General features: G+C 47.4%; 18 protein-coding genes. 7 read left to right on the forward strand and 11 right to left on the reverse strand.

Features of this window, described 5'->3' with window-relative positions:
- Positions 1–647: 647 nt before the first annotated feature.
- Positions 648–1,520, forward strand: a complete 873-nt coding sequence (locus QUA71_RS06325) for a pentapeptide repeat-containing protein (protein WP_190656134.1) — start codon at positions 648–650, stop codon at positions 1,518–1,520.
- A 151-nt stretch (positions 1,521–1,671) separates the two neighbouring features.
- Here QUA71_RS06325 and QUA71_RS06330 read toward each other — a convergent pair whose 3' ends face one another.
- The 6 genes from QUA71_RS06330 to QUA71_RS06355 form a co-directional block, all read right to left on the reverse strand.
- A complete protein-coding gene (locus QUA71_RS06330; protein ID WP_333283378.1) occupies positions 1,672–2,886 on the reverse strand; it encodes an FAD-dependent oxidoreductase in 1,215 nt (404 codons plus the stop codon).
- A 334-nt stretch (positions 2,887–3,220) separates the two neighbouring features.
- Entirely contained in the window at positions 3,221–4,753 is a 1,533-nt protein-coding gene (locus QUA71_RS06335; protein ID WP_333283380.1) for an NAD(P)/FAD-dependent oxidoreductase, read from the reverse strand.
- Positions 4,754–5,055: 302 nt separating this feature from the next.
- Positions 5,056–5,541 carry a CRR6 family NdhI maturation factor gene (locus QUA71_RS06340; RefSeq protein WP_333283382.1) on the reverse strand — a complete coding sequence of 162 codons (486 nt, stop codon included), beginning with the start codon at positions 5,539–5,541 and terminating at the stop codon, positions 5,056–5,058.
- A 212-nt stretch (positions 5,542–5,753) separates the two neighbouring features.
- Positions 5,754–7,682: a DUF3685 domain-containing protein gene (locus QUA71_RS06345; protein ID WP_333283384.1), complete on the reverse strand. Its 1,929-nt coding sequence runs from the start codon at positions 7,680–7,682 to the stop codon at positions 5,754–5,756.
- Between the two features lie 47 nt (positions 7,683–7,729).
- Entirely contained in the window at positions 7,730–9,952 is a 2,223-nt protein-coding gene (locus QUA71_RS06350; RefSeq protein WP_333283386.1) for a hypothetical protein, read from the reverse strand.
- A gap of 745 nt (positions 9,953–10,697) precedes the next feature.
- Complete coding sequence (locus QUA71_RS06355; protein ID WP_190656145.1) at positions 10,698–11,162, reverse strand: transcriptional repressor; 465 nt, start codon at positions 11,160–11,162, stop codon at positions 10,698–10,700.
- Between the two features lie 120 nt (positions 11,163–11,282).
- On the opposite strand from QUA71_RS06355, the gene QUA71_RS06360 reads away from it, so the two are divergent.
- Complete coding sequence (locus QUA71_RS06360) at positions 11,283–11,408, forward strand: hypothetical protein (RefSeq protein ID WP_333218715.1); 126 nt, start codon at positions 11,283–11,285, stop codon at positions 11,406–11,408.
- Here the strand turns inward: QUA71_RS06360 and QUA71_RS06365 are convergent.
- Together QUA71_RS06365 and QUA71_RS06370 are read right to left on the reverse strand one after the other, a co-directional pair.
- On the reverse strand, positions 11,392–12,450 hold the full coding sequence (locus QUA71_RS06365) for an Hpt domain-containing protein (RefSeq protein ID WP_333218714.1): 1,059 nt from the start codon (positions 12,448–12,450) through the stop codon (positions 11,392–11,394). The two genes, QUA71_RS06360 and QUA71_RS06365, sit on opposite strands and share 17 nt — an antisense overlap.
- 82 nt (positions 12,451–12,532) lie before the next feature.
- Positions 12,533–12,787 carry a hypothetical protein gene (locus QUA71_RS06370; protein WP_333218713.1) on the reverse strand — a complete coding sequence of 85 codons (255 nt, stop codon included), beginning with the start codon at positions 12,785–12,787 and terminating at the stop codon, positions 12,533–12,535.
- Between the two features lie 269 nt (positions 12,788–13,056).
- Here QUA71_RS06370 and QUA71_RS06375 point away from each other — a divergent pair, with 269 nt between their 5' ends.
- From QUA71_RS06375 to QUA71_RS06390, 4 genes are all read left to right on the forward strand, one after another.
- Positions 13,057–13,317 (forward strand): sulfiredoxin, encoded by a 261-nt coding sequence (locus QUA71_RS06375; RefSeq protein WP_333283389.1) that lies wholly within the window; start codon positions 13,057–13,059, stop codon positions 13,315–13,317.
- A 95-nt stretch (positions 13,318–13,412) separates the two neighbouring features.
- Positions 13,413–13,964, forward strand: coding sequence for a DNA starvation/stationary phase protection protein Dps (gene dps, locus QUA71_RS06380; RefSeq protein WP_333283391.1), 552 nt, complete (start codon positions 13,413–13,415; stop codon positions 13,962–13,964).
- Between the two features lie 78 nt (positions 13,965–14,042).
- Positions 14,043–14,747 (forward strand): helix-turn-helix domain-containing protein, encoded by a 705-nt coding sequence (locus QUA71_RS06385; RefSeq protein WP_333283392.1) that lies wholly within the window; start codon positions 14,043–14,045, stop codon positions 14,745–14,747.
- Positions 14,748–14,986: 239 nt separating this feature from the next.
- Positions 14,987–15,313: an STAS domain-containing protein gene (locus tag QUA71_RS06390; protein WP_006632013.1), complete on the forward strand. Its 327-nt coding sequence runs from the start codon at positions 14,987–14,989 to the stop codon at positions 15,311–15,313.
- Between the two features lie 56 nt (positions 15,314–15,369).
- Here the strand turns inward: QUA71_RS06390 and QUA71_RS06395 are convergent, their stop codons facing one another.
- Entirely contained in the window at positions 15,370–16,506 is a 1,137-nt protein-coding gene (locus QUA71_RS06395; protein ID WP_333218707.1) for a SpoIIE family protein phosphatase, read from the reverse strand.
- A 417-nt stretch (positions 16,507–16,923) separates the two neighbouring features.
- On the opposite strand from QUA71_RS06395, the gene QUA71_RS06400 reads away from it, so the two are divergent.
- Positions 16,924–17,442 (forward strand): ATP-binding protein, encoded by a 519-nt coding sequence (locus QUA71_RS06400; RefSeq protein WP_333283394.1) that lies wholly within the window; start codon positions 16,924–16,926, stop codon positions 17,440–17,442.
- 15 nt (positions 17,443–17,457) lie between these two features.
- On the opposite strand, the gene QUA71_RS06405 is transcribed toward QUA71_RS06400, so the two are convergent.
- The gene (locus QUA71_RS06405; protein WP_333283396.1) at positions 17,458–18,225 is read right to left on the reverse strand and encodes a DUF1350 family protein; all 768 of its coding nucleotides are present in this window, start codon (positions 18,223–18,225) and stop codon (positions 17,458–17,460) included.
- Between the two features lie 570 nt (positions 18,226–18,795).
- Positions 18,796–19,836: a glycosyltransferase family 2 protein gene (locus tag QUA71_RS06410; protein WP_333283398.1), complete on the reverse strand. Its 1,041-nt coding sequence runs from the start codon at positions 19,834–19,836 to the stop codon at positions 18,796–18,798.
- Positions 19,837–20,744 lie beyond the last annotated feature (908 nt).

The following is a 20,744-nucleotide window of genomic DNA, read 5'->3' on the forward strand; positions in this document are numbered from 1 at the left end:
CCCGATGACTTAAGGAAATATTGAAAAGCACGATCGTATAACTGCTGCGAGACAACCGAGAAAAATTATCGCTGATTAAGCTGTTGTTCCACCTCTAATTTTTATGAAAAATGACAGTAGATAAAATATGGAGCTATGACCATGCCAGCCTTCGCGACACCTGAAGCAAACACAACTAACAAATTTGCAGTCTCCGTTTAAAAAAGCTGTTAGTCAGAGTGGACAACAAGAATATTGATTTTAACTATTGATTAACAATTCGGACAGTGTTTGATGGCTTACCTACTGAGAATCACGGTTTCACGGATCTCAGTACGATCGCAACGCTTGCCGAAGCACACTAGAGACCCACTATAAATCAAGGGTTTCAGACTATGACCTCAAAAAGGTCGGGACTCTGGAAAAAGCACAAAGTATAGCAATCCTCGCATCATTTGTGAATTTCTTACTCCCGAGCGAGCGGGTTCGGGGAGGGTTGGGGAGGGGTAAAAATTTACGACTCCTGCAAGGATTGCTATATATGTATAAATATAAAGTTAATTGTCAGCTTTCTTGAAAGTGCGAGCGCCTCCACTCCATTTGAGATAAAATATCTATAAAGAGTGTTTATTTCTAGATAAATTTCTGGTATTAGGAATCTGACCCGTATGGAAGTAACCGAGCTGCTCAAAGAGTACGAAAATGGAAACAGAGACTTTGCTGGCGCAAACCTCAGCGGAGCCAACCTCAGCGGAGCTATGTTGGTTGGCGTAAATTTTTCGAGGGCTAACCTGTCGGGAGCTAACCTGAGTCGGGCGCATCTCACTAAAGCAGAACTCAACGACGCAAACCTTTACAGGGCAAATCTGAGTTTTGCCAAAATGGGTCAAGCCAGACTAGCGGACGCAGATCTCACGAAAGCCAATCTCAGCGGAGCTTTCCTCGTCAAAGCAAAACTGCCCAGGGCAAAGTTGAGTGGCGCCCAACTCATAGGTAGCAACCTGGCGATCGCCATCCTCTGGAACGCCAATTTGTGTACAGCCGACCTGCAATTCATCAACCTGCGGGGCGCAAACCTCACGGGAGCAAACCTCAACTGGGCCAACTGCGGAGGGGCAAAACTCAGCGGTGCAAAGCTTTTTGGCGCTCAACTAACAGGCATCTATCTCAGCAAAGCTTACATCAACGGCATCGACCTGAGCAGGACGGATCTCAATGGCGTCAACCTGAGCGGAGCCAAACTGAACGGGGTAAACTTGGAAGGCTCGAACTTGTTAGCTGCCAATCTCAGCGGAGCTCAGTTGCGGGGTGTCAAGTTGATGGGAGCAGATTTAACCAGGGCAAATCTGGTGGGAGTTTCTTTGGTGCAGGCAAACCTTGATTGGGCTAGGCTGTGCTATGCAGACTTGAGCGAAGCCGACCTGAGCGGGGCAACATTTACGGGAACCAACTTTGAGGGTACTCAGTTAGCCGGCTCAACAATGCCCCCATCTTTGAGCAATGATGTCTACTTAACTGCAGCACGTGGTGTCGCAGCTTAGGCAACGAACGCCAAAAATTAATTTCGCATCCGAGTGGACGACTCTCGCATTGGTTTAACTGTTTGATGCAGACATCATTACTTTTGTGAGAGTGTTGCACCGGCAAGAAATTTACTGATATTTGCGAGAGTTTGTAGCATGACCATTGAGCTCACCCAATTAATTTCGCGACTCGCAAAGCAGAGGTAATTGCTCCTTCGTGCAAACCATCACCCAAATAAGCTCCTGCATGATAAGTGTTGTTTTCGCCATTAGTCTCGATAACTTCATTTCGATAGCGAAAAGACTCGACATTATATAGTGGCGTGTGATGTTTCTGAATGTGAATAATGTCTTTTTTGGCGATCGACTCCTCCAGTTGAAAAGCTAAACTGTACTCTCGTGGGGATGAGATGCCGCAAAGCTGATTCAAGCTGGCATTATATCCCCATCCCTTCTCCGTCTCGAAAAAATCAAATTCTGATAACTTGCGGATACGGTAGCGATCGTACATTGATGTATCCGAATGCAGCACAGTCGTTGCATAATTAGCTTTCCACGCCGAAAACCGCTTCGTTTCCGCATCCGTCGGATCAGACAACAGCCTTATCACTTGGTCTGGTGGCATCGCAAAAACCACCTTATCAAATTCCTGACTATCCCCATTAGAAAGCACAATTTTTACAGCATCAGCACTTCTGAAAGTCTGGGCAATCTCCACATTCAGCCGTATATCGCCCTTAAACCGCTCCAGAATCTTTTCAATGTAAGAATACACCCCGCCTTTAATCCTCACCCAGTTGACCAAGGCATAGTCGCGCAGAACAGGCAGCGCTAATTGGGCCGGAAAATTGTCGAGCAATTCAAACGGTATCGAGTAGCTGTACATCGTCAGCAACTTCAGCCAATAATTGCGGACGCACGAGCTTTTCAAAGACTCAGAAAGTGGCACATCGTAGAAATCGTGCTGTTTAGCAAACCGCATTTTTAAAATAAATCCAGCCGAACGAGCGTAGAGACTATCCAGCCGCAAATACTCGATCAGGCGTTGGATTCCGGTAAAATTTTTCCGGATAGATACCTTAGACAAAAAGTGATCGCCATCTTTAAGAAACAGCGCGGAACCAATCTGCACGGGTTCTAATTCAACGCCTAGCTCCTGCATAAAAGCCACGAAATTGTAAAACACAGTGGGAAATTCCAGCACCCCATTTTCTAATATTTCATTGCACTCCGATTGATTGGGCGCAACATTTTTGTTGAGCGTCCGAATGTGTCCGCCTAAAATCGGCTGCTTTTCCAACACAGTGACGTGATGCCCCTGTTTATCGAGCCAGTAGGCTGCTGCCATACCGCTCGCTCCGCCCCCAACAATTGCAATTCTCATAGTTCACTCCTAGATTGATAGAGGGAAGTTCGGCAACGGATGCTGTAACGGATGTAACGGATGTAACGGATGTAACGGATGTCAGGAAGAAGGAAGAAGGAATAAATTTTAGTGCCCAGGTTATACCTGGAAACGCATTTCACTCTTGCTGTCCCTCGTCATTTTTAAGATGAGGTAAAGCTTCCAGAAATTCATTCCTTGGCACAGCTAAGGAACAAGATAACGAGAGCAGAAACGAGAGATTTTTAAGAGGAGGCAGAGCAAGAGTGAAATTCATTCCTTGGCAAAGCCAAGGAACGAGAAAAACAGGAAAATAACCAATTGCCAATTTTCCTTAGCCTAGAATCGCATCGCCGGATAAACGTTGGTAAAGCAGCGCCCCCGTCCAAAATGTCGGTGCAAAGCCTGGATAGCCCGAGGAGGCGTTGCAGAAATAGAAATTGTTGAGGGATGTTTCATGATTTAGTCGATCGACCCCCATGTTGCGCGGCGTCAGGCTGGAACCGTAGGAATTACCGTTAGGACACCAACAGAAGCGCTCGTTAGTCGTCGGACTTCCGGTAATATGAAAGACCATGTGTTTGCGGAAATTCGGAACATAGTGTTTTTCAACTACATCTAAAATCGAGTCCAGAATCTCTTGTTTCTTCTGTCTGTAAGCTTTGCGATCGCTCTCCCAAAGCTGTTTAAAATAGCTGTAATTAGCAACAGTCAGAAATTCGACAATTTGACAATCTTCTGGACAATCCCCCCGCGCTTCCGTCAGTAAAGTTGGCGTTGTAATTGCAAAGCTCGGACGAGAAAAATCATTTTGCTCGTACATTTGAGCAAAAGCTTCATTTAGATCCAGGTGTTCCGAATGAAACGTATTCCACTTGCCAAATCCATAGTCTCGGAGATCGATATCTTTGACAACGCAGTACACCATGTAGTTAGATGCAGAATACTCATAGTTGAGTTTCCGCCGCACTGTTTTAGAGAACTGTTCCTCTCCAATCATCTTGGCAGCTCTTTTCGGGTCAAGGTTGCAAATCACGGTGTCGCCCGTGAATTCATGGGTTTGATGGGTGGTCAAATCCATCGCTTCAACACCAGTTACTGTTCTGTTTGTTACCCTGAAATTCGTGACTTCATGGTTTAATAGAACTTTCCCCCCGTTGGATTCAATGACTTTAACTAAAGAATTGATGACATCTTCAAAATGCTGCGTCGGGTAAAATGCACCTTCTTGATAGCCTCTAAACAAGGCAATCCAAGCATAGAAAGAAAGCTGATTTGGAGGCAGCAAAAAGTCCGGCCATTGCAGGGCTAATAGGGTTTGGGCGGCTTGCGGGAGTTGGAACTTGTCGAAAACGTCCTGAAGTGTACTGTTGAGATGTTGGACGGCACAGAATACGTCACCGAAATTTTTGAGCAATTCAATTGGTTTGACGGGAGGAGCGAGTTTTCGGAGTCCGTTGCCGGTTTTCTCGACTTCGTTGACGAATTGGCGAATTCTCTCGCTCGCTTCGGGAAATAGCGCCGACAATCTGCGGATCAGTTCCTCTGGTTCCGAGGGAATATCGAGCGCATACCCAGGCATTCTCATGTGGTCGTAGCCATTCGGATCGTACCGTTCAAAGGTGACATCTCGATCGAGACCGAGTTTTTTGAGAACTCGATTGACTGTATGTCCTTCGCCGCAGTCCCAAACGTAGTGGAATTGGGCATTAAAGGTGTATTTTTTGGCCATCGTAAAGGTGTGACCAAAGCCTCCGGGATGCTCGTGAGCTTCGAGGATGTGTACGGTTTTGCCGCAGTTTGCCATCAAAGCTCCGAAAACCAGTGCTGATAAACCACTGCCGACGATGAGGTAATCTGTTTTCATGGTAAATTTCCTCGATCGATTGAATGGGGCGATCGTTGTCTATTTAAACTAACTATCAATTCTGAGAAAATTCTGAAGTCCAGCAACAATTTTGTGAGGCGCGCTGGTTTAAGGATTGTCTTAAAGTCTGAGTACGGCTGCTGTTAAGCTTAATTAACCTGTTGTGGATAGAACTTATAGCTGCGGAGGCGGACTGGAAAGCCCGCCCCATAAGGGAAGAAATCGGGTTTATACCTTTGTTCTTAGTCTTAAGGTATAGTAGCTTACCTAATTAGCAGTATGTTAATTAGAGGCGCGCTCGCTTATTTGTGCGGCACAATCACATCAAAAAAAGCATCCTCCAAATCATAACCAAACATCTGCGACATCGCCATCAACTTCGATTTACTGGGAATTCCCTGCTGATTCAACCAATCAGTCAACACAAAAATTTTGTTCATCAAAAACATTTCCAAAGCTTCAGGATTGTACTGAATACCTTGGGTGCGGTGGAACTGGTGCGGCACCAACATCGCCGCATAGCGCGCCAATTCTCCCGCTTTCCAATCCAGCAAAAATGGCAGCCAAGGATAACAAGCATCCAAGCGAATAAACCACAGCCGCACTTCGGGAATTTCCGAAATTTCTCGCGGATCTAACTCTTCCCGCGGATACTCTATTTCAAATTGTAGCTGTTGTTCGTTTTGGGCGATCGCTCCTTCTGCCAGCCACTTTTCAATCACAGTGCGTACCGGAGACAAATCTAAACTGTTTATGCGTTCGGCATCTATCGCTATCATAATACTCATAAAATTTCAACCTTATAGCATTAAGTTTTATCTATAATACCACCAATCACCAATCACCAATTATATCAAATTCGTTAACTTCCCTACACCAGAACTCTTGCACGCATTCGCCCAATATTGTAAAAAGAATCGGCGTTAATCCCGGTTAATCTGCGGTTTCCGCCTTACCTCAAAGATTTATGCAAGATTTTCTACTACTCGTTGCCCAACCATCACCCATTTTTCCCAAACTTGCTATCTTGCAAAGAATTACCAATCCCCTGGATAATTCCCCGCCCGATCAAACCAATTCCCCGCCCTATAACCTGAGTCAAAACGTAAACAACCCCAGCACCCAACAGCGAAATAACCGCGCGAACTCTAGGTGCGATCGCATCCCTGGTTTCCAGCAGCAAAGTCAAGGCTAACTGCCACCCAGAAAGCTGTGCTAACTCCTGATTTCTCGGAGAATAAATAGAAATTTTCTTAATTCCAGAATCGCCCAAAACAAACAGCCAAAACCTGCTTTCAAAAATAGCTTTCGGTTCCACAAAATATCTATCCCAGCTATATCTCCACGACAAATCATTCCGAAATCTCTCAATTTCTCGCGTCGAAATCAACTTACCATCGTAAAAAATTTGCTTGATTTCTTCAATATTTGCCAAATTATTTAGTAGAGGCTGTACCACTCCGCTAGCAACTTGTATTGCCAAATTTTCCAACAAAGCTTCAGCTCGCTGCATTGCTGCCGGGCTGCCCGAAACACAAGAAATATTGTCAACTGTTAGAGGAATTTCAAATAGCAAATGTGCAAAAAAATCAACTGTCATGGGTATTTTGTCAAGGATTTCTGCTGCAACTACATCAGCATCTGCCAGCAGCATCGGCACAACTTCTACGCCGCTGCCTGCCAAGAGATAAGCAGCGCTTCCCTCTTGACTTTCTCCCTGTTTCCAGCTTGTTTGACTGCCATCAAAAACCCGAGTTTCTCCCGTTTGCAGTGTATAGTATCTGCCAAAAAAATCTATGATTGTCGCCTCCCACAAATCCCGTAAAATAGCAGGCATTTTTTGCGACAATTGAGTTTGCTGCACTTGCGAAAAGCGCAATTCCTCCAGCAAATCCTTTAACTTCCGCAGGATGGAACTCATCAATTCACGCTTTTTGGGCGATCGCAAAATATCGATTTCCAAAGGCAACCCAGTCAAATTCACCAACTCAAACTGCAATTTAGCCGCCACCGAGTCAAACAAGCTACCTTGCCAATTAGTTGCAACCACCAAAGATGCAGCCGAAACTTGGGAATTCGCTAATTGCGATTGAGAATTATTTAACAGATTCTCGCTTCTAATTTCTTCTTTCTCCCCTCTGCGTTCTGCCCTCTGCCTTCTGCCTTCTGCCTTCTCCCCTTTTCCTTCAAATAATAACTGACTGACAATCCAGCGAGCTGCCAGCAATTCTCTGCGGCGCCCGCTGAGTACAACCCCATCTAAAATAGAGGGCAAATCAGTCGGATATGCGGCTCTGATATCTTGCAAATCAGCTTGGACAACCGCCAAAGTTGCATCTATTTCCCGTAGTCCAGAGTGACAAAAATAAGCCAGCATTTTTTTGTGTACTGGCGTATCAATTGTCCGATCATCTGCATTTTTATCTGCAATTGCTGCGGAGTTTTCTACTGTTTGAACCACCGCTGCATTTAGTTCTATTTCCGAGTTAGCTGCCGCATCGGTCGCCCAATAAGTGCGACCAGATGCCACCGCGCGAATAGCTTCGATTGTCAAGGAAATATCTCTACCTTTAGCACAATAGCCATTCGCGCCCGTAGCCTGTACTTGGGCCAACAGCTCCGGTGTCAGCGGCCCGCCTAGCAGCAACAGGGGCAGGTTGGGGTACAAACTTTTGAGTTCGCGACAAAATGCCAGCGCCTCTGTTGGACCCGATCGCAAATTTAAAGCCTCAACAGCCAAAATTACCAAATCTGCGGGTTTCTTGGCTGCTACCAATTCGAGCGAGCGAGCTTCTAGAACTCGCAAAGCCTCGGTTCCCCTGGAAACCTCTGCGACAACTTGCAAGTCTGGATACTGCTCGCAAGCGACTCGCAGCCCCAGCCGGAAAATGGGGTCGCCATCGATCGTCAGCAGTTGGAAATTACTCACTTGATTTTAGATTGGAGATTTTAGAGCTCGATCGCGCGAAAACCCAATTACTCGGGGAGCAAATTACCATCAGGAGGCCCAGCCGATTCAGGAATCGAGGGCGGCGCTGGTTCCGGAGCCGGAGCCGGAGGAGGAGCTGGTTCCGGTTCCGGAGCCGGGGCCTCTTGTCTCGCGGGCGGATAGTAAGGTTCCGGCTCTGGAGCGGGCGGATAGTAAGGTTCCGGTTCCGGCTCCCGGGCGGGCGGATAGTAAGGTTCCGGCTCTGGAGCGGGCGGATAGTAAGGTTCCGGCTCTGGAGCCGGGGCCTCTTGTCTCGCGGGCGGATAGTAAGGCTCGGGAGCCGGCGCATACTCCTCCTGTTGCGGAGCTGGCGCGTACTCCTGTTCCGGAGCTGGCGCATACTCCTGTTCCGGAGCTGGCGCATACTCCTGTTCCGGAGCTGGCGCGTACTCGCGAGTGGGTTCCGGTGGCGGTGCAGTATTGGCTCTAAGTTCGGCACTCCAGCGCCCGATCGCACCTGCAGCCTCTGAATACAGCGCCCTACCGTAACCGATTTGGGAAGCCGTATCGATCGCCGCTCCTAGACTGCCTTGAGACGCCAATTCCAAAGCTCGATCCAGAATCGGTCTGTCTTGAGCAACTTGCAGTTCGCTCACCCACTGATAGACATTATCCTGAGCTTTCGCGTACAAAGTCCTACCGCTCTTAATTGCCGAAGCTTTTTCAATAGCAGCACTAAGTTTTCCTTGCTTCGCCAGGGCTATAGCTTCATCCAACAAAGGCTGATCTTGAATAACTTCTATGCGTTTCGTCCACTGAGCCAAGAGAGTTTGCGCCTCTATCCTGCGGGGGCGGTTTAGAGCGATCAGGAGTAGCTGAGCCATGCCGCCCTTGAGTCCTTCAACCGTTTGCGGTTCTGCCAACTGCTTCGCCAGAGTCAGAAAAGATTGGTCTTCGATCCGCTGAATTTCCCGACGCCAAGCAGCCACCAAAGTTTGAGCGTGAACCCGCCGCGGCTGCTTAAGTCCGATGGTTTGCGCTTGCTCGATCGCGAGTGCAAACGTCCCTATCTGACCGACACTAGCGATCGTGCTCGCCACTTGCAGACGCAGCAAATCTTGAAACTGCACCTGCAAATTTTCAATTTGAACTTGAGCTTGCTTGTACAGAGGGCGACCCGGAGCAATTTGGCTAGCAGCCCCCTGCCCTTCCAGCAAGCTAAAAATGTGTTGCGGCAGCGGAGTTGATATCGACTGGTTCCACGTCACTGCCTGAGCCCTACCCAACTGCATCAAATCTTGAGCTTCCGCAAACAGCGGCGAATCCTGCGGCACCACAGAAGCAGCCTCGATCGCCCCCGGCAGGTCTTTCGCCCCCAACCGCTTAGTAGCCATTGCCAGCAAAGTCCGGCTCCAGCCCTCAATTTCCTTCTCAGCTTTAGCGCGGGCAAAAAGCTGCGGGTCTATTTTACGAGCCAGGACGATCGCCTCAGCGAATTTTTGCGGAGTTCCCTCCGTCGCCAAATCTCTAGCCTCTTGCAAGCGCTGCCAGCCGTTTCTTTCCAAAGAAATCTGCTGGATCAGCTCGTTGTACCGTTTCTGACTCCAGAAAACATTTTCCAGCTTGAACAGAGCTTGAGCATAATCCCAAGCCTTCCTTAAATCCTCACTTTTCAAAGCTGCTAGGGCTGTATCGTAGAGTTTTTGGCCCTCCTGCCAATTTTTTTCCCAAGCAGTAACAGCCTCCTGTACCTCGGGGTAAGACGGACTGGTTTTCGGAATTTTCGCCACAATCTCCAGAGCACCCTTCAAATCGCCCTTCTCAATTTTTGCCCTGGCAAACCCCAGAATGGCTTTCGACCATTCTCCTATCAAATGTTGACCTTGCGAGTATAGCGGATGTTCTTTCGGCCAAGCCTGCACCAATGCCATTGCCGATTCTAGCTGTTCTAGCTTGCCCGACTTAGCAGCTTGTTGAGCGCAGTAAAGTCGCTCTCCGTCCGCCGCCAGCGGCGACAGTTGCTGGCAATTCGGCGGTGGCGGCATCGTCAGCAACCACAGAAATGCAGCGGCACCGGTTACTCCAAATCCCACCAGGAGACTCAGCCAGATAAGCTGCCACTGCCAAAAAGTTCTTTTTCCCTCAGTCGGCAGCGCCGTTACTGAGGAACTCGCATCCCCTGTCGCCTCTGCACTGAACTGTGCCGTCGGTTTAGGGGATGGGTTGTATTGCGGTGGTGTGTGGAATTGGTCAGATTGTCGTCTCGCCATTACTTCAGCCTGTCCTGTAATGCGCACTAGAATGTGACACTCCCACATCAAATCTATAGATTGTGATGTCGGCTTCTGACTCCTGTTAAGGAGATCGAGAACTTCCTTCAAGGTACTGGCAATCTTTCCCTCTACGGCGTTTTATAGTGAGGTTCGTGTCTGGCCCCACTGGTTGCTTCCGAGTATTTTAGGCTCTCGAAGCACGTAAATCATACCAGTTATCAAACAGTTATTGACAGATCCCGGGGCCGTTTAGCAGAAAAAACAGTATAAAGCCCCGTCAGTCCATCAATTTTAGATTTTAGATTTTAGATTTTAGATTTTAAAATTGACTCTGCACATGAATTGTGGGAGGGATTCAACTAAGCTCTCATATTAAATCCGGGTCAGAAATTCCACTATCGGACTCAGCGGTTGAAACCGCCACTGCACAAACTTTGCTCCGCTCCAAGCCGATTAAAAAATAAAGGGGGTATAAAGCCGGATTTGGTCTACACTTTTACCTGTAGGGGGTAGGATTGATTTTTTGGGTTTAGTCGTAAATTTTATTCCCGATCGCCAAACTTGCCGATCGAGTTTCATTTTTCTGTTTTCCTTTTTTTCTACTGTTTTTTATACTGTGCCGAATTCCGGCGGGCGACGCAAAAAAACAGATCGAGCGCTGCTAAATACTTGAATCATTTTATACGACCGACCGGCCGCTCACAAAGATCTGTTTTGCTTCCAACAGCGGCGGCTTTATCGGTTACGAAGCCTTTGGCGTATCGCTGACACTCGATGCTTGCGTAGCGGACTCGGCCGAGCGATATCCGTAGAAATCTATCCGGTAGTCTACAATTCTGACACCAGTTTGCTGTTGGATTTGCTCGATCAAGTCGATCGGCAATTCCACATGAACGTCCAGAATCTGAGCCGTATCAAGACAATTGACGTGAGAGTGAGAGTCGCTGACATTGCCGTACAAGCGTCCCTCCGAGCGTTCTATGCACTCAATAATCCCTTCTCTCGACAAAGCTTCTAGATTTTGATAGACAGAAGTATGACCGATCGAATGCGCTTGTTTGTTGAGGCGATCGTAAATTTCGCGAGCCGAGAGGTGTTCTTTTGCCTCCCACAAAAGTTCTAGAATAAATCGACGCTGGCGGCTCAAGCGCATTCCCATCGCCTGACAGCGGTTTAAAGCATCTTCTAATGAACGTATTGGTTTCACAGCTACCGCCTTATAAAGCCTGCTCGATTTTTAATTCTGGTACAATATTGCACGCCTACATATCCACTAATTCTAACGCAGGGTTGCCCAACAGTAGAAGGTAGAGGGCAAAAATCTCGAATGAGTGAATTTTTTCGAGTTGCTGCTCAACGAGCGGCTGCCAGCACCCACCAGAAAATTATCCGCCTCACAAATATTGCTTTGACTCTATCTTCTACTGCAACACCTCCTAGTTCGAGGATTTGATGGCGTTAACCAGTAACTTGGCAATTTCCGAGAGTTGCTTTTTGTTGAAAGTTTTGAGCAAAAGCTTGACTACCGCCTTCGGTTCGGCTGGAAGTGCTACTTGCTTCGACGCTGCGGCTGGGGCTGCTGCGGCGCTTGTCTCTGCTGGTTTTGGGCTTGCTGCCAAAAGTAGCAAATTTTTACTCGGAACGATCGTCTTGACTTTCCCCCCTTGTACTAAATCGCCAGCTTCCTTGAGTTCTTTGATAATCAGCGGAGCTAAGACTTTATAAGAGTTTTTGGGATTAACGATCGCTGCTCTAGCGGTTTTTACTAAATTTTGCCAAGTCTCAATTTTACCTCCCAACTTATAGAGGCGAACGCACACAGCCGTCAACTCAGAGCGACTAGCAGCCGATTCTTTCTGCTTGAACACCTGCAACATTTCTTTGAGTAAAGTCATCACTTCAACAGCAAAATTCGCCGGCACAGCGCCCGCTGTTGGAGCGGCGGGCGTACCAGACCCAGCAGCCTGCACTTTGCCCGACCCCAATTTATTGAGGTGAGTTTCCAGTTGAGCAAAAACAGGCATCACCTGCTGCACGAGTTTTTCTCCCTCCTCATTCCTCAAGCCGAAAGGCCCCTCCAGTCGCCCCAGCAAGTCCTTAAGCGTATCAACTCCCTTTAAAAATAGGGATTCTGCCGTTTGGTCAACCTGCTTGACGGGCCCGTCCTTGAGCACCTTAAAACAATCTTCCAAGCGGTGAGCGGTTGTTTTAATACTATCTAAGCCGAGCATAGCCGCCCCTCCTTTCACGGAATGGGCGGCTCGAAACATCTCTTGGACGCTTTCGGGGTCTTTCATCGTGGACTTTAAATCCACTAAACCATTTTCTAGAGTATCGAGGTGCTCCTTAGCCTCCTCTATAAACAAACGCATAATTCGGTCTTGCTGATCTGACACGACAGTCCTCCTAACAATCTCAGCACCCTCCAGAAAGCACCCTCTTCGCGGGAGAAAACGCGACTCCTGGCTAAAGTCGGAAGCTCCCATGCAAAACATTCTAGCCTGCCTCAGCTAGCAGACTCAAAATACTGGTGTCGGGGCAATCTTAGCCCTAAAACTGGTGCGGTGGAGATTGAGCCTAGAGTTCTGAGGGAGTATCTGGAGCGACTTCAATACCCATTCCTTGTTTCATCATCTGCTGAGCCGTAATCAAGTCGCTTAACTCCTTGACTTCGACGCCTATGTCTTGGCAAGCCTTTTTCAGTTCCCGCTCGAAGGTGTTGAGGTCGCCTCCGTAGCCGCAAAGGTTCGCGGCTGTGGCGATTCCTTGTTGGGCGTTAGCTTTGGCGCAGTCGATCAATTCAATGCCTTTGAGGGGTTGGGAGGATGCCATAATTTCAAGCCACAATTTATCTTTTCTGCCACTGTAGCTAGAAGGTTGAGGTCGATCGATCTATCGAAAGGCATGAAAAATCCTATCTGTACTGCGTGTTACCAATTCATACTTCTTTTTTGGGATTGCCTGCCAAGATAGCAGTAGTTGAGATTTTCTAACCCCCATATTCCCAGCAGAAACCAGGTTTTTGCGTAAGTCCTCCTGTTTGTTGACAACCCGAAGTCATAACGAGTATGATTTAACAAGAAGCAAAACAGACAGCCGCCATGAGGATCGAAGAAATACCCCTCAACCAGATTCGCCGCCCCCTGCCGCGAGTCAACGACCAAACCAAAGTAGCCGGCCTCATGGAATCCATCCGCGAGGTAGGTTTAAACGAACCCATCGATGTGCTAGAAGTAGATGGTCAATATTACGGATTTTCCGGCTGCCACCGATACGAAGCTTGCCAGCGTCTCGGTTTAGAAACTATCCGCTGTAAAGTACGCCGAGCTACCCGTGCCGTGTTGCAGATGCACCTAGCCTGAGCCTCTCAACAGAAATTCACAACAGTCAAATATTCTCTCGCCCAAACCTTTCTAAGAAGTTCGATCGACAATCACTAATAACAAGCTAAAAACGTATGACTACCAACAACCACAAACAACATCTTTACCCGACCCGCATCGATATGTCAGCCGCCACCCGCTCTCAAGTAGTCGGGCTGCTAAACGCCACGCTGGCAACGACTCTGGACTTAAAAACTCAAGTCAAGCAAGCTCACTGGAACGTTAAAGGCATGGACTTCTACCAGTTGCACTTGCTGTTTGACGAAATGGCAACTGAACTCGAAGAATACATCGATTTGGTTGCCGAACGGGTCACAGCTTTGGGCGGTTTGGCTGTAGGAACAGCCCGCGCAGCGGCTGCTGATTCGATTTTGCCAGAGTTTCCGTTCGACATTTTAGATGGGAAAGAATATGTGACGGCTTTGGCCGATCGCTACGCACCCTACGCCCAACACCTGCGAGTCGCCATCGACAAAACAGACGAACTCGGCGATGCCGATACAGCGGATCTGTACACCGAAATTTCGCGGGCAATTGACAAGCGTTTGTGGTTCCTAGAAGCGCATTTGCAAGGTTCTGCGACAACTGCAACAGCCGCCGCCCGGGAAAAAGTAGCCGTCAAATAGCAAGCTTTCAATAATTGAACTTGCATCGGAATAAATTGCGAAAGTCTTGTGGGGCGGGCTGTTGGGTCCGCCCCAAAAATGTATTTCGTTAATGCTCCTGACAGCTTAGGATCGAGAATATGTCCATTTATTAATTTGGATGAGTTTTTCGTGACTGCCAATATTCCCGATTATTCTCCTCAACTGCAACGCCTGATGCAACAGGCGGGGCTTTCGAGCGATCGAGAACTCAGCCAAAAAGCAGGAGTTCCCGAAATTCAGGTCATCCGCCTGCGTCGCGGCTTAGCTTTGCAAACCCGAGCCGACATCCTGCTCAAAATTAGTCAAGCTTTGCAAATTTCCTTAAATGAACTGCTCGCAACCTTGGCGCCAGACTATGTAGAGTTAGAACAGGCACCACCGACAGCCCTAGAACAAGAATATCAGCGCCTGCAAGCTGCGATCGAACAGCAGCGAGAATCTTTGCTGCAGGAATTCCAGCTCTCCTGCGTGCAAATTTTAGAATCTTGGATGTTGCAGTGGCCGACTGCTGCGAGCAAAGCTCAGGAAAATCACAACTTGCGGGCTCAGAAACTACTGCCCTTGCTGCGGCCCGTCGAGCAGTTATTGGAGCATTGGGGAGTGGAGTCGATCGCCCCAGTCGGAGCCCAGATTCCCTACAACCCCCAACAGCACCAGCTCATGGAAGGAACAGCCGAGCCCGGAGAACCCGTCAAAGTCCGCTACACAGGCTACAGACAAGGCGACAAACTGCTCTACCGCGCCAAAGTTAGCCGAGTTTGATTAATACCAGAAGGCATTCGGCAGAACAAAGATTGTCCCTATCTCAAAATTCACTCCCGGCGAAGCGCGGCGACTCCGATCGGCGTTACGATCCGCGAAGATCGCCATCTTTTGCGCTCAACACTATTCTCCCGCTCTCAGGCTCTGGCGCTTTTCCCCTCTCTTATTTGGATCGGAGTCCATCTCGCAGCTATACTAGCCTAGTCTGGCTAGAAATTCTGACATTCCCACCGCAAAATATGAGTCCTGTAGTTAAAATTATTCAGCCCTCTGGCATTTTAGACGGCACCAAGGCAAGTCAATTCCGCCAAGAGATTAGCGACCTAGTGGAAGCGGGAGCCGATGTGGTATTGATAGACTTCACTGATGTGACATTTATGGATAGTTCTGGTTTAGGCGCTTTAGTCTTGGCGCTCAAAACAGTCCGGGCCGCTGGGAGTCAATTAGTTGTCTGTTCTATCAACGAGCAAATCCGCATCTTATTTGAACTCACCAGCATGGATCGAGTTTTCGAGATATTTCCGACCCGCGATGCTTTTAATAGCAAAATTCCTTCAACTAACTAAATCTTTGGGCTGCTGCCTTCTTGCTATTTTGTCGCAGATGCAATGCAAGAAGTCAGCTAGCCAAAGTTTACCTTGAGTAAAGACCAATCATCATCAAAAACTGCTTTAGCGTTCAACTTTTGAATGTAGTTCAAAACCAGCTCTAACTGGTCGGCACTTGCACCGTTGTAAGCTGCTAACAGGTCGACGAAAGGGTCAAGCCCCCAGATATTGCCGTCAGGTTGGTGGATCTCGTATACCCCGTCGCTAAAGATGTAGAGAGTGCTCAAATCCTCGACATCGCAGCAATTATCGACATAGGGGGCGTCGGGGAACATCCCGACAGGCATTCCGGGGGTTTTTAATCGCTGGATTTTAGCAGTGCTCGCAGGCGACTGGGAAATCAACACGGCCGGTGGATGGCCGGCGCTGGCATAAACTAGCTGGCGAGAAATGCGGTTGTAAACGCCATACCAGATGGTGAAATACTTGTCATTTTGGTAGCTCATCTGGAAGGTGGTGTTCAGGGCGCGCAAAACGTCGCTGGGTTTGTAGTAGTCTATGTTGGGGAGCGCGCGCGATCGCAGCAAATTCAGCACTGCCACAGAAGGCAGCGCCGCCCGCAAACCGTGACCGGCTACGTCGAGCAAGTAAATCGCCAAATAATCGGCATCTAGCCAGTTGTAGTCGAAGCAATCTCCCCCCAACTGCCGGGAGGGAATGAATTTTGCCTCAATGCTGATAGGTTCCGTCATCGGATCTGGCAGCAGCGATTGCACGTACTCGGCCGCCTCGGCTAACTCTGCTTCCAGACTTTGCTTGGCTATTTTTAAATCTCGGCTGAGTTGGTGCAGCCTCAATCCTGCGCGTACTCTCGCCTGCAACTCGTTGAGTTCGATCGGCTTCGAGATAAAATCGTCGGCACCTGCATCGAGCCCTTTGACTCGATCGGCGATCGAACCCAAAGAAGTCAACAAAAAGAATTGTGTAGTTGACAGATCCGGATCTGCCTTAACTCGACGGCAGACATCGATGCCGGTCAAGCGCGGCATGATCCAATCGCAAATTATCAGGGCCGGACGCAATTTTTGCGCCTGCGCTACACCGTCTTCGCCATTGCTTGCTACTGTTACTTCGTAACCCTGTTTTTTCAGGGTTCTTCTCAGCAGTTCTTGAACAGCCGTATCATCGTCAATAACCAGAATTTGAAACATGGGCACTTAGGTACTACAAGTTTTTCAAGGTCTGGGGGTCATTTAAAATATATCCTGTCAGCGCCCTTGTCTGAGATTGAGTATAGTTTATTGGCATCGCTTTCGAGGTAATTGCTTTTGACAGCGGGTCGTTGAGTTCAATTTACGTTAAAATTTGATGGAAATTTAGCGTGATCGAACTTCACTCAGTTTATACTCAGAATATAAATTTTTATAGACTTTTATTTGCCACAGCCGCTGGTTGACATGAAAGTGCTATTTATGGTATAGTGACTAACCGATTAGTGGATTAGACATCGCTCGACGGCCCACCAAAGCTAGTATCCTCAAACTACCATTCAATTTTGCCGCCGTTGTATTTTGTCTCATCGTATTTTTTCTGGTTGTATTTTGCCCACCGGCCGATGAAGAACTTCTGTGGTGAGCGTGATTGAATTAAAGGGTTCCGAAAAGTTGCTGATGCTAAAAAAAGCGGATCTTCAAGTCAATACAGGTCTGAGTGGATTAAGCTGGGTTTTGTCGTGGTTTGCACAATTGTACGACTCGCGAATTCCTACAAGTGTGTGGATACGATGTCAGTTAGCTTTGGCTGAGGGCTTTACGAATGCGGTGCGTCACGCCCACAAGGGCAAACCACCGGATTTGCGTGTTGACATTCAGGTGGCGGTGTTCGCTGAATCTTTAGAGATTAAAATTTGGGACTCGGGCGATCCGTTTGATTTAGAGCAAAAAATCAAAGATATTTCGGAAAAAGTCGATATTAACTCTCCGGGCGGGCGCGGTCTAAAATTGATTAAAGACATCGCAGACAGTATTAGTTATGTGAGAACGGCTGATGGACGGAACTGTTTGTCGATGGTCAAAAATTATACTCCTGTCTCAAGGTCGAACAATGAAGATGATATTTTGGAAGTGGTAGAGGAAATTTCTGATTAATGGATTCATCGGGTTTTAAACGCGGGACAGAGGATTAAGCCACAGCAGAATTGTCCGTTTTAATTCATTTAATTCTCGATACACTTCTTGTTTGACCCATTGCCCGATCGCGTCGAAGGGTGTAAAAATTTGACCCACAGGCCAGCTAACATCTTGACCTAATGGTGTTTGATGGTTGCCGGCCAGGGTCTGAACTGTAATCATGTCGGGAAATCTCTGTTTTAGCAGACCAGTCAAAAGCAGGGTTTGGTCGATGTTGTCGCCGTTAAATTTGACTAAAAGATTGCGCCGGATTTGATAGCTATCTTGGACGAGGCGATTGGTGTCTTGCGGGGAAGGGGTAAACTCGACTTTAAAGACGGGGGAAATTTGCTCGACGATCGGGATTGCTTCGGATGCCGCATAATTGTTGAAAGAAATCAGAATATTGCCTGCCCTTTCTATGTCAAATACAGAACCGATCAGCAAGTGCAGTTTGCATCCCATGCTGTGTCCCATACCGTAAATGGGGAGATAGGAAGATTTGAGCAATTTAGTGCCACGCAGGCGATCGAGGGCATTTTCAAATTTGTTGAGGACATCGCGGGCGATCGCAATATGATCCAAAGTATTGACAAACGGCGTTGCGACTACAAGATACCCTTGGTTCCCCAAAGCTTCTAACAGCCAGCGATAGGTGAGTTGCGGTGCTGTCGCCACAAATGCACCGCCGAGAAAATGTACGATCGCGATCGGTCTTGAGGGAATTAATACCCAGTTGCCAGAAACTTCTTGCCAGTCCATAAATTCAATCTAATTCCAAATAAAAAGGCGAGCGCCCTCTGAAGGTAGAAAGCAGAATTTTTGCTAAATTTTTGCTTTTATTTTCTGCTTCAAAAAGGGGTTTGCTACCCATTTTTTCATTCAAAAAACTTGGCTCTTTACTTATATTATGATATTTAGTGTAACTGTTTTCGCAGCAAATAGCACGGTGCGGGAACGCTGCTCTTAGCGCCCTGTATAGGCTTGAAGCTAGTGGCAGAATAAATCAAGGCTGACATCCGAGCGCGACTTTCAAAGATGTGTATATCGTGCCCCATCGCACGGCTGCAAGCCGCTGTAGCTGGTATTGCGGGTAATTGATCCGACAGGATATTAACAGTCAAATACGGCTCAAAACCCCAATATCGCGTCTTAACCAGTCTCTGGGCGATCGGCTTCGATTCGGCTTTATTGGCAGTACCTAATTTCTTGACTAAACCCGCATATAGCAGTTCTCAATAAAGTGAGGTATGCCCTATGCCCTATGCCCTATGCCCTATATCAAGCGTGCACCTCATGTTACTGAGAAAGGGTATACAACTATAACATCCTTTAGGACAGCCCCCCGATTTCAGACGATCGCTGGGGGTTTAATTCTGCCGAATAACCAATACCTTCTGCCGTTTGATGACTCAACTTTTCGTGAGTCTTCATCCATTTCCACTTGTTGACAGTAGCTTGCGGATTGAGCACGGTGGTAGCGACGCCGTAAACAATAGTAGGCAAAACCTCCCGATTTAACCAGCTTTGTCCCAGCTTTCTCATGTAGTGCTGCGCCAAAAGTTCTCGAAATTTGTTAAGCTTTTTCAAAAGCGGCAAATTCTTAAAGAATAGCTGTTCGTACTCGTTAAGCGATAACTCTTTTTCTCCCCGCAAGCGCCGGAGTTGGTTTTCCTGGACACAATCAGAAGCTATGCGCTTTTTCAGCCAGTGCTTATCTGTGAGAGATTTGCCTCTAATTCGATAATTTCCCAAAGGTGCCGTCGCCGCTAGCAAGCCATACTTTTGAGCAAGTTTGGTAAATAACTCTGTATCTTCTCCTACCTCCCAATCTTCTGCAAACCCGCCTTCTTTGAGAAGAATGGAGCGATCGACTACAACCGAAGACGGGAAAACCCAAGGGCTTTCGCCTGTCTCCTTAATCGCCTGCATTTCTGCTTTAGTTGTAGGATAGGTGGGAATGTAACTTAACTTGTTGCCGCGCTTGTCTAAATACCGCAAAGCGTGAGCCACAGCTTTGACTTCGGGATTGTCTGCGAGCATCTTCAAACAAACTTCTAGCTTGTTGGGTTCCCAGGTATCGTCGCTGTCGATAAACGCTACATACTCGCCCGTTGCCCGATATATCATTAAATTTCTCGCCTTAGAAACCCCGTAAGTTTGGGGATTTCGGAAGTATTGAACTCTCGAATCTTGCTCGACCAGCTTAGCAGCAACTTTGTCAGTAGCGTCCGTAGAGCCGTCATCAACAATTAAAATTTCTAGATTCTTGTGGGTACCATTGAGTACGGAGGCAACTGTCTCGGCCAGAGTGTCGGCAGCATTGAATGCAGGAATGATTACACTAACTTTTTGGCTGTTCATAACTTGCATGAGGTGTGGTTTGGTAGTTGTTCGCCGAAGTAGAGTCTGGAAGCAGACACTCTGACTCCTTTACGTGTAACTACCAGTATTCCCGAAACTTGCCTAGATACTGCCAATATAACAGGCTTACCAACCTGAGTGTGATCTACCATAAGGGGGGGAAAGGCGTTAAAAGACGGAGTGCAGACTATTTGGGCGGCAATTTTTCTGACACAGGCCTCGGCTGCGAGGCATTTAGGGTTTTATCGGGGGATTGGAATTTCCCTAAAGCCGATCGCATATTGTTGCTTTAATAGAACTTACCCAGAAAAACCAGACCTCACCCAAAATTATTGGTTTGAGAACTAGATATCTACTAAAAAACCGGGTTTCTGACTCAGAGCGATTCGGGTTAATCGCTGATAATAGAATTGTTTGTCGTGGAACCGGAGCGGGCGAGTGAAGAATCTCATTCCTGACTACAAACCTAATTATCATCCTTTAACCAAACTTGAGTTCAAGAGTCGGTAAATCCTGTTTTATTGATTAACTCACCCGTCCAACAACTGCTAAAAAATGGCTCGGCTAGGTCTGGTATGTGTTGCATTGCCGTAGCAAGTACCTAAATTTTTGAGTAAATTATGTTTGATGTTTCATCAACTGATTTTCTTCTGCTTCATCAGCTTTTTTGAAATCAGTGTTTTCTCAATAAAGATGCTTTTTCAAACTTGTTTAATTATTAAGTGGCCCTAAGCTTTCCCTCATTTCTCTCTTCGTCTTTCACCGCTAGAGCCTCCTAGGTTCAAATCGTTTCCTGGTCTGCCATAACAGGTAATTTATCTGCGGTTGAGTTGAGTACCGGTAATTGCTCAACTAGGGGAAAAAATGGAGCCATCAATAGAGAGAGCTTGTTGAATAGATTGATAAGCAGTTAAACC

Origin of the sequence: Microcoleus sp. MON1_C5, from assembly GCF_036701875.1 — a bacterium.
Lineage (GTDB): Bacteria > Cyanobacteriota > Cyanobacteriia > Cyanobacteriales > Microcoleaceae > Microcoleus.

Coding starts and splice junctions, on each gene's coding strand:
- QUA71_RS06325 (WP_190656134.1), top strand. CDS start 648: ATGGAAGTAACCGAGCTGCTCAAAGAGTACGAAAATGGAAACAGAGAC.
- QUA71_RS06330 (WP_333283378.1), bottom strand. CDS start 2,886: ATGAGAATTGCAATTGTTGGGGGCGGAGCGAGCGGTATGGCAGCAGCC.
- QUA71_RS06335 (WP_333283380.1), bottom strand. CDS start 4,753: ATGAAAACAGATTACCTCATCGTCGGCAGTGGTTTATCAGCACTGGTT.
- QUA71_RS06340 (WP_333283382.1), bottom strand. CDS start 5,541: ATGAGTATTATGATAGCGATAGATGCCGAACGCATAAACAGTTTAGAT.
- QUA71_RS06350 (WP_333283386.1), bottom strand. CDS start 9,952: ATGGCGAGACGACAATCTGACCAATTCCACACACCACCGCAATACAAC.
- QUA71_RS06360 (WP_333218715.1), top strand. CDS start 11,283: ATGAGTGAATTTTTTCGAGTTGCTGCTCAACGAGCGGCTGCCAGCACC.
- QUA71_RS06365 (WP_333218714.1), bottom strand. CDS start 12,450: ATGTTTTGCATGGGAGCTTCCGACTTTAGCCAGGAGTCGCGTTTTCTC.
- QUA71_RS06370 (WP_333218713.1), bottom strand. CDS start 12,787: ATGGCATCCTCCCAACCCCTCAAAGGCATTGAATTGATCGACTGCGCC.
- QUA71_RS06375 (WP_333283389.1), top strand. CDS start 13,057: ATGAGGATCGAAGAAATACCCCTCAACCAGATTCGCCGCCCCCTGCCG.
- dps (WP_333283391.1), top strand. CDS start 13,413: ATGACTACCAACAACCACAAACAACATCTTTACCCGACCCGCATCGAT.
- QUA71_RS06385 (WP_333283392.1), top strand. CDS start 14,043: ATGTATTTCGTTAATGCTCCTGACAGCTTAGGATCGAGAATATGTCCA.
- QUA71_RS06390 (WP_006632013.1), top strand. CDS start 14,987: ATGAGTCCTGTAGTTAAAATTATTCAGCCCTCTGGCATTTTAGACGGC.
- QUA71_RS06395 (WP_333218707.1), bottom strand. CDS start 16,506: ATGTTTCAAATTCTGGTTATTGACGATGATACGGCTGTTCAAGAACTG.
- QUA71_RS06405 (WP_333283396.1), bottom strand. CDS start 18,225: ATGGACTGGCAAGAAGTTTCTGGCAACTGGGTATTAATTCCCTCAAGA.
- QUA71_RS06410 (WP_333283398.1), bottom strand. CDS start 19,836: ATGCAAGTTATGAACAGCCAAAAAGTTAGTGTAATCATTCCTGCATTC.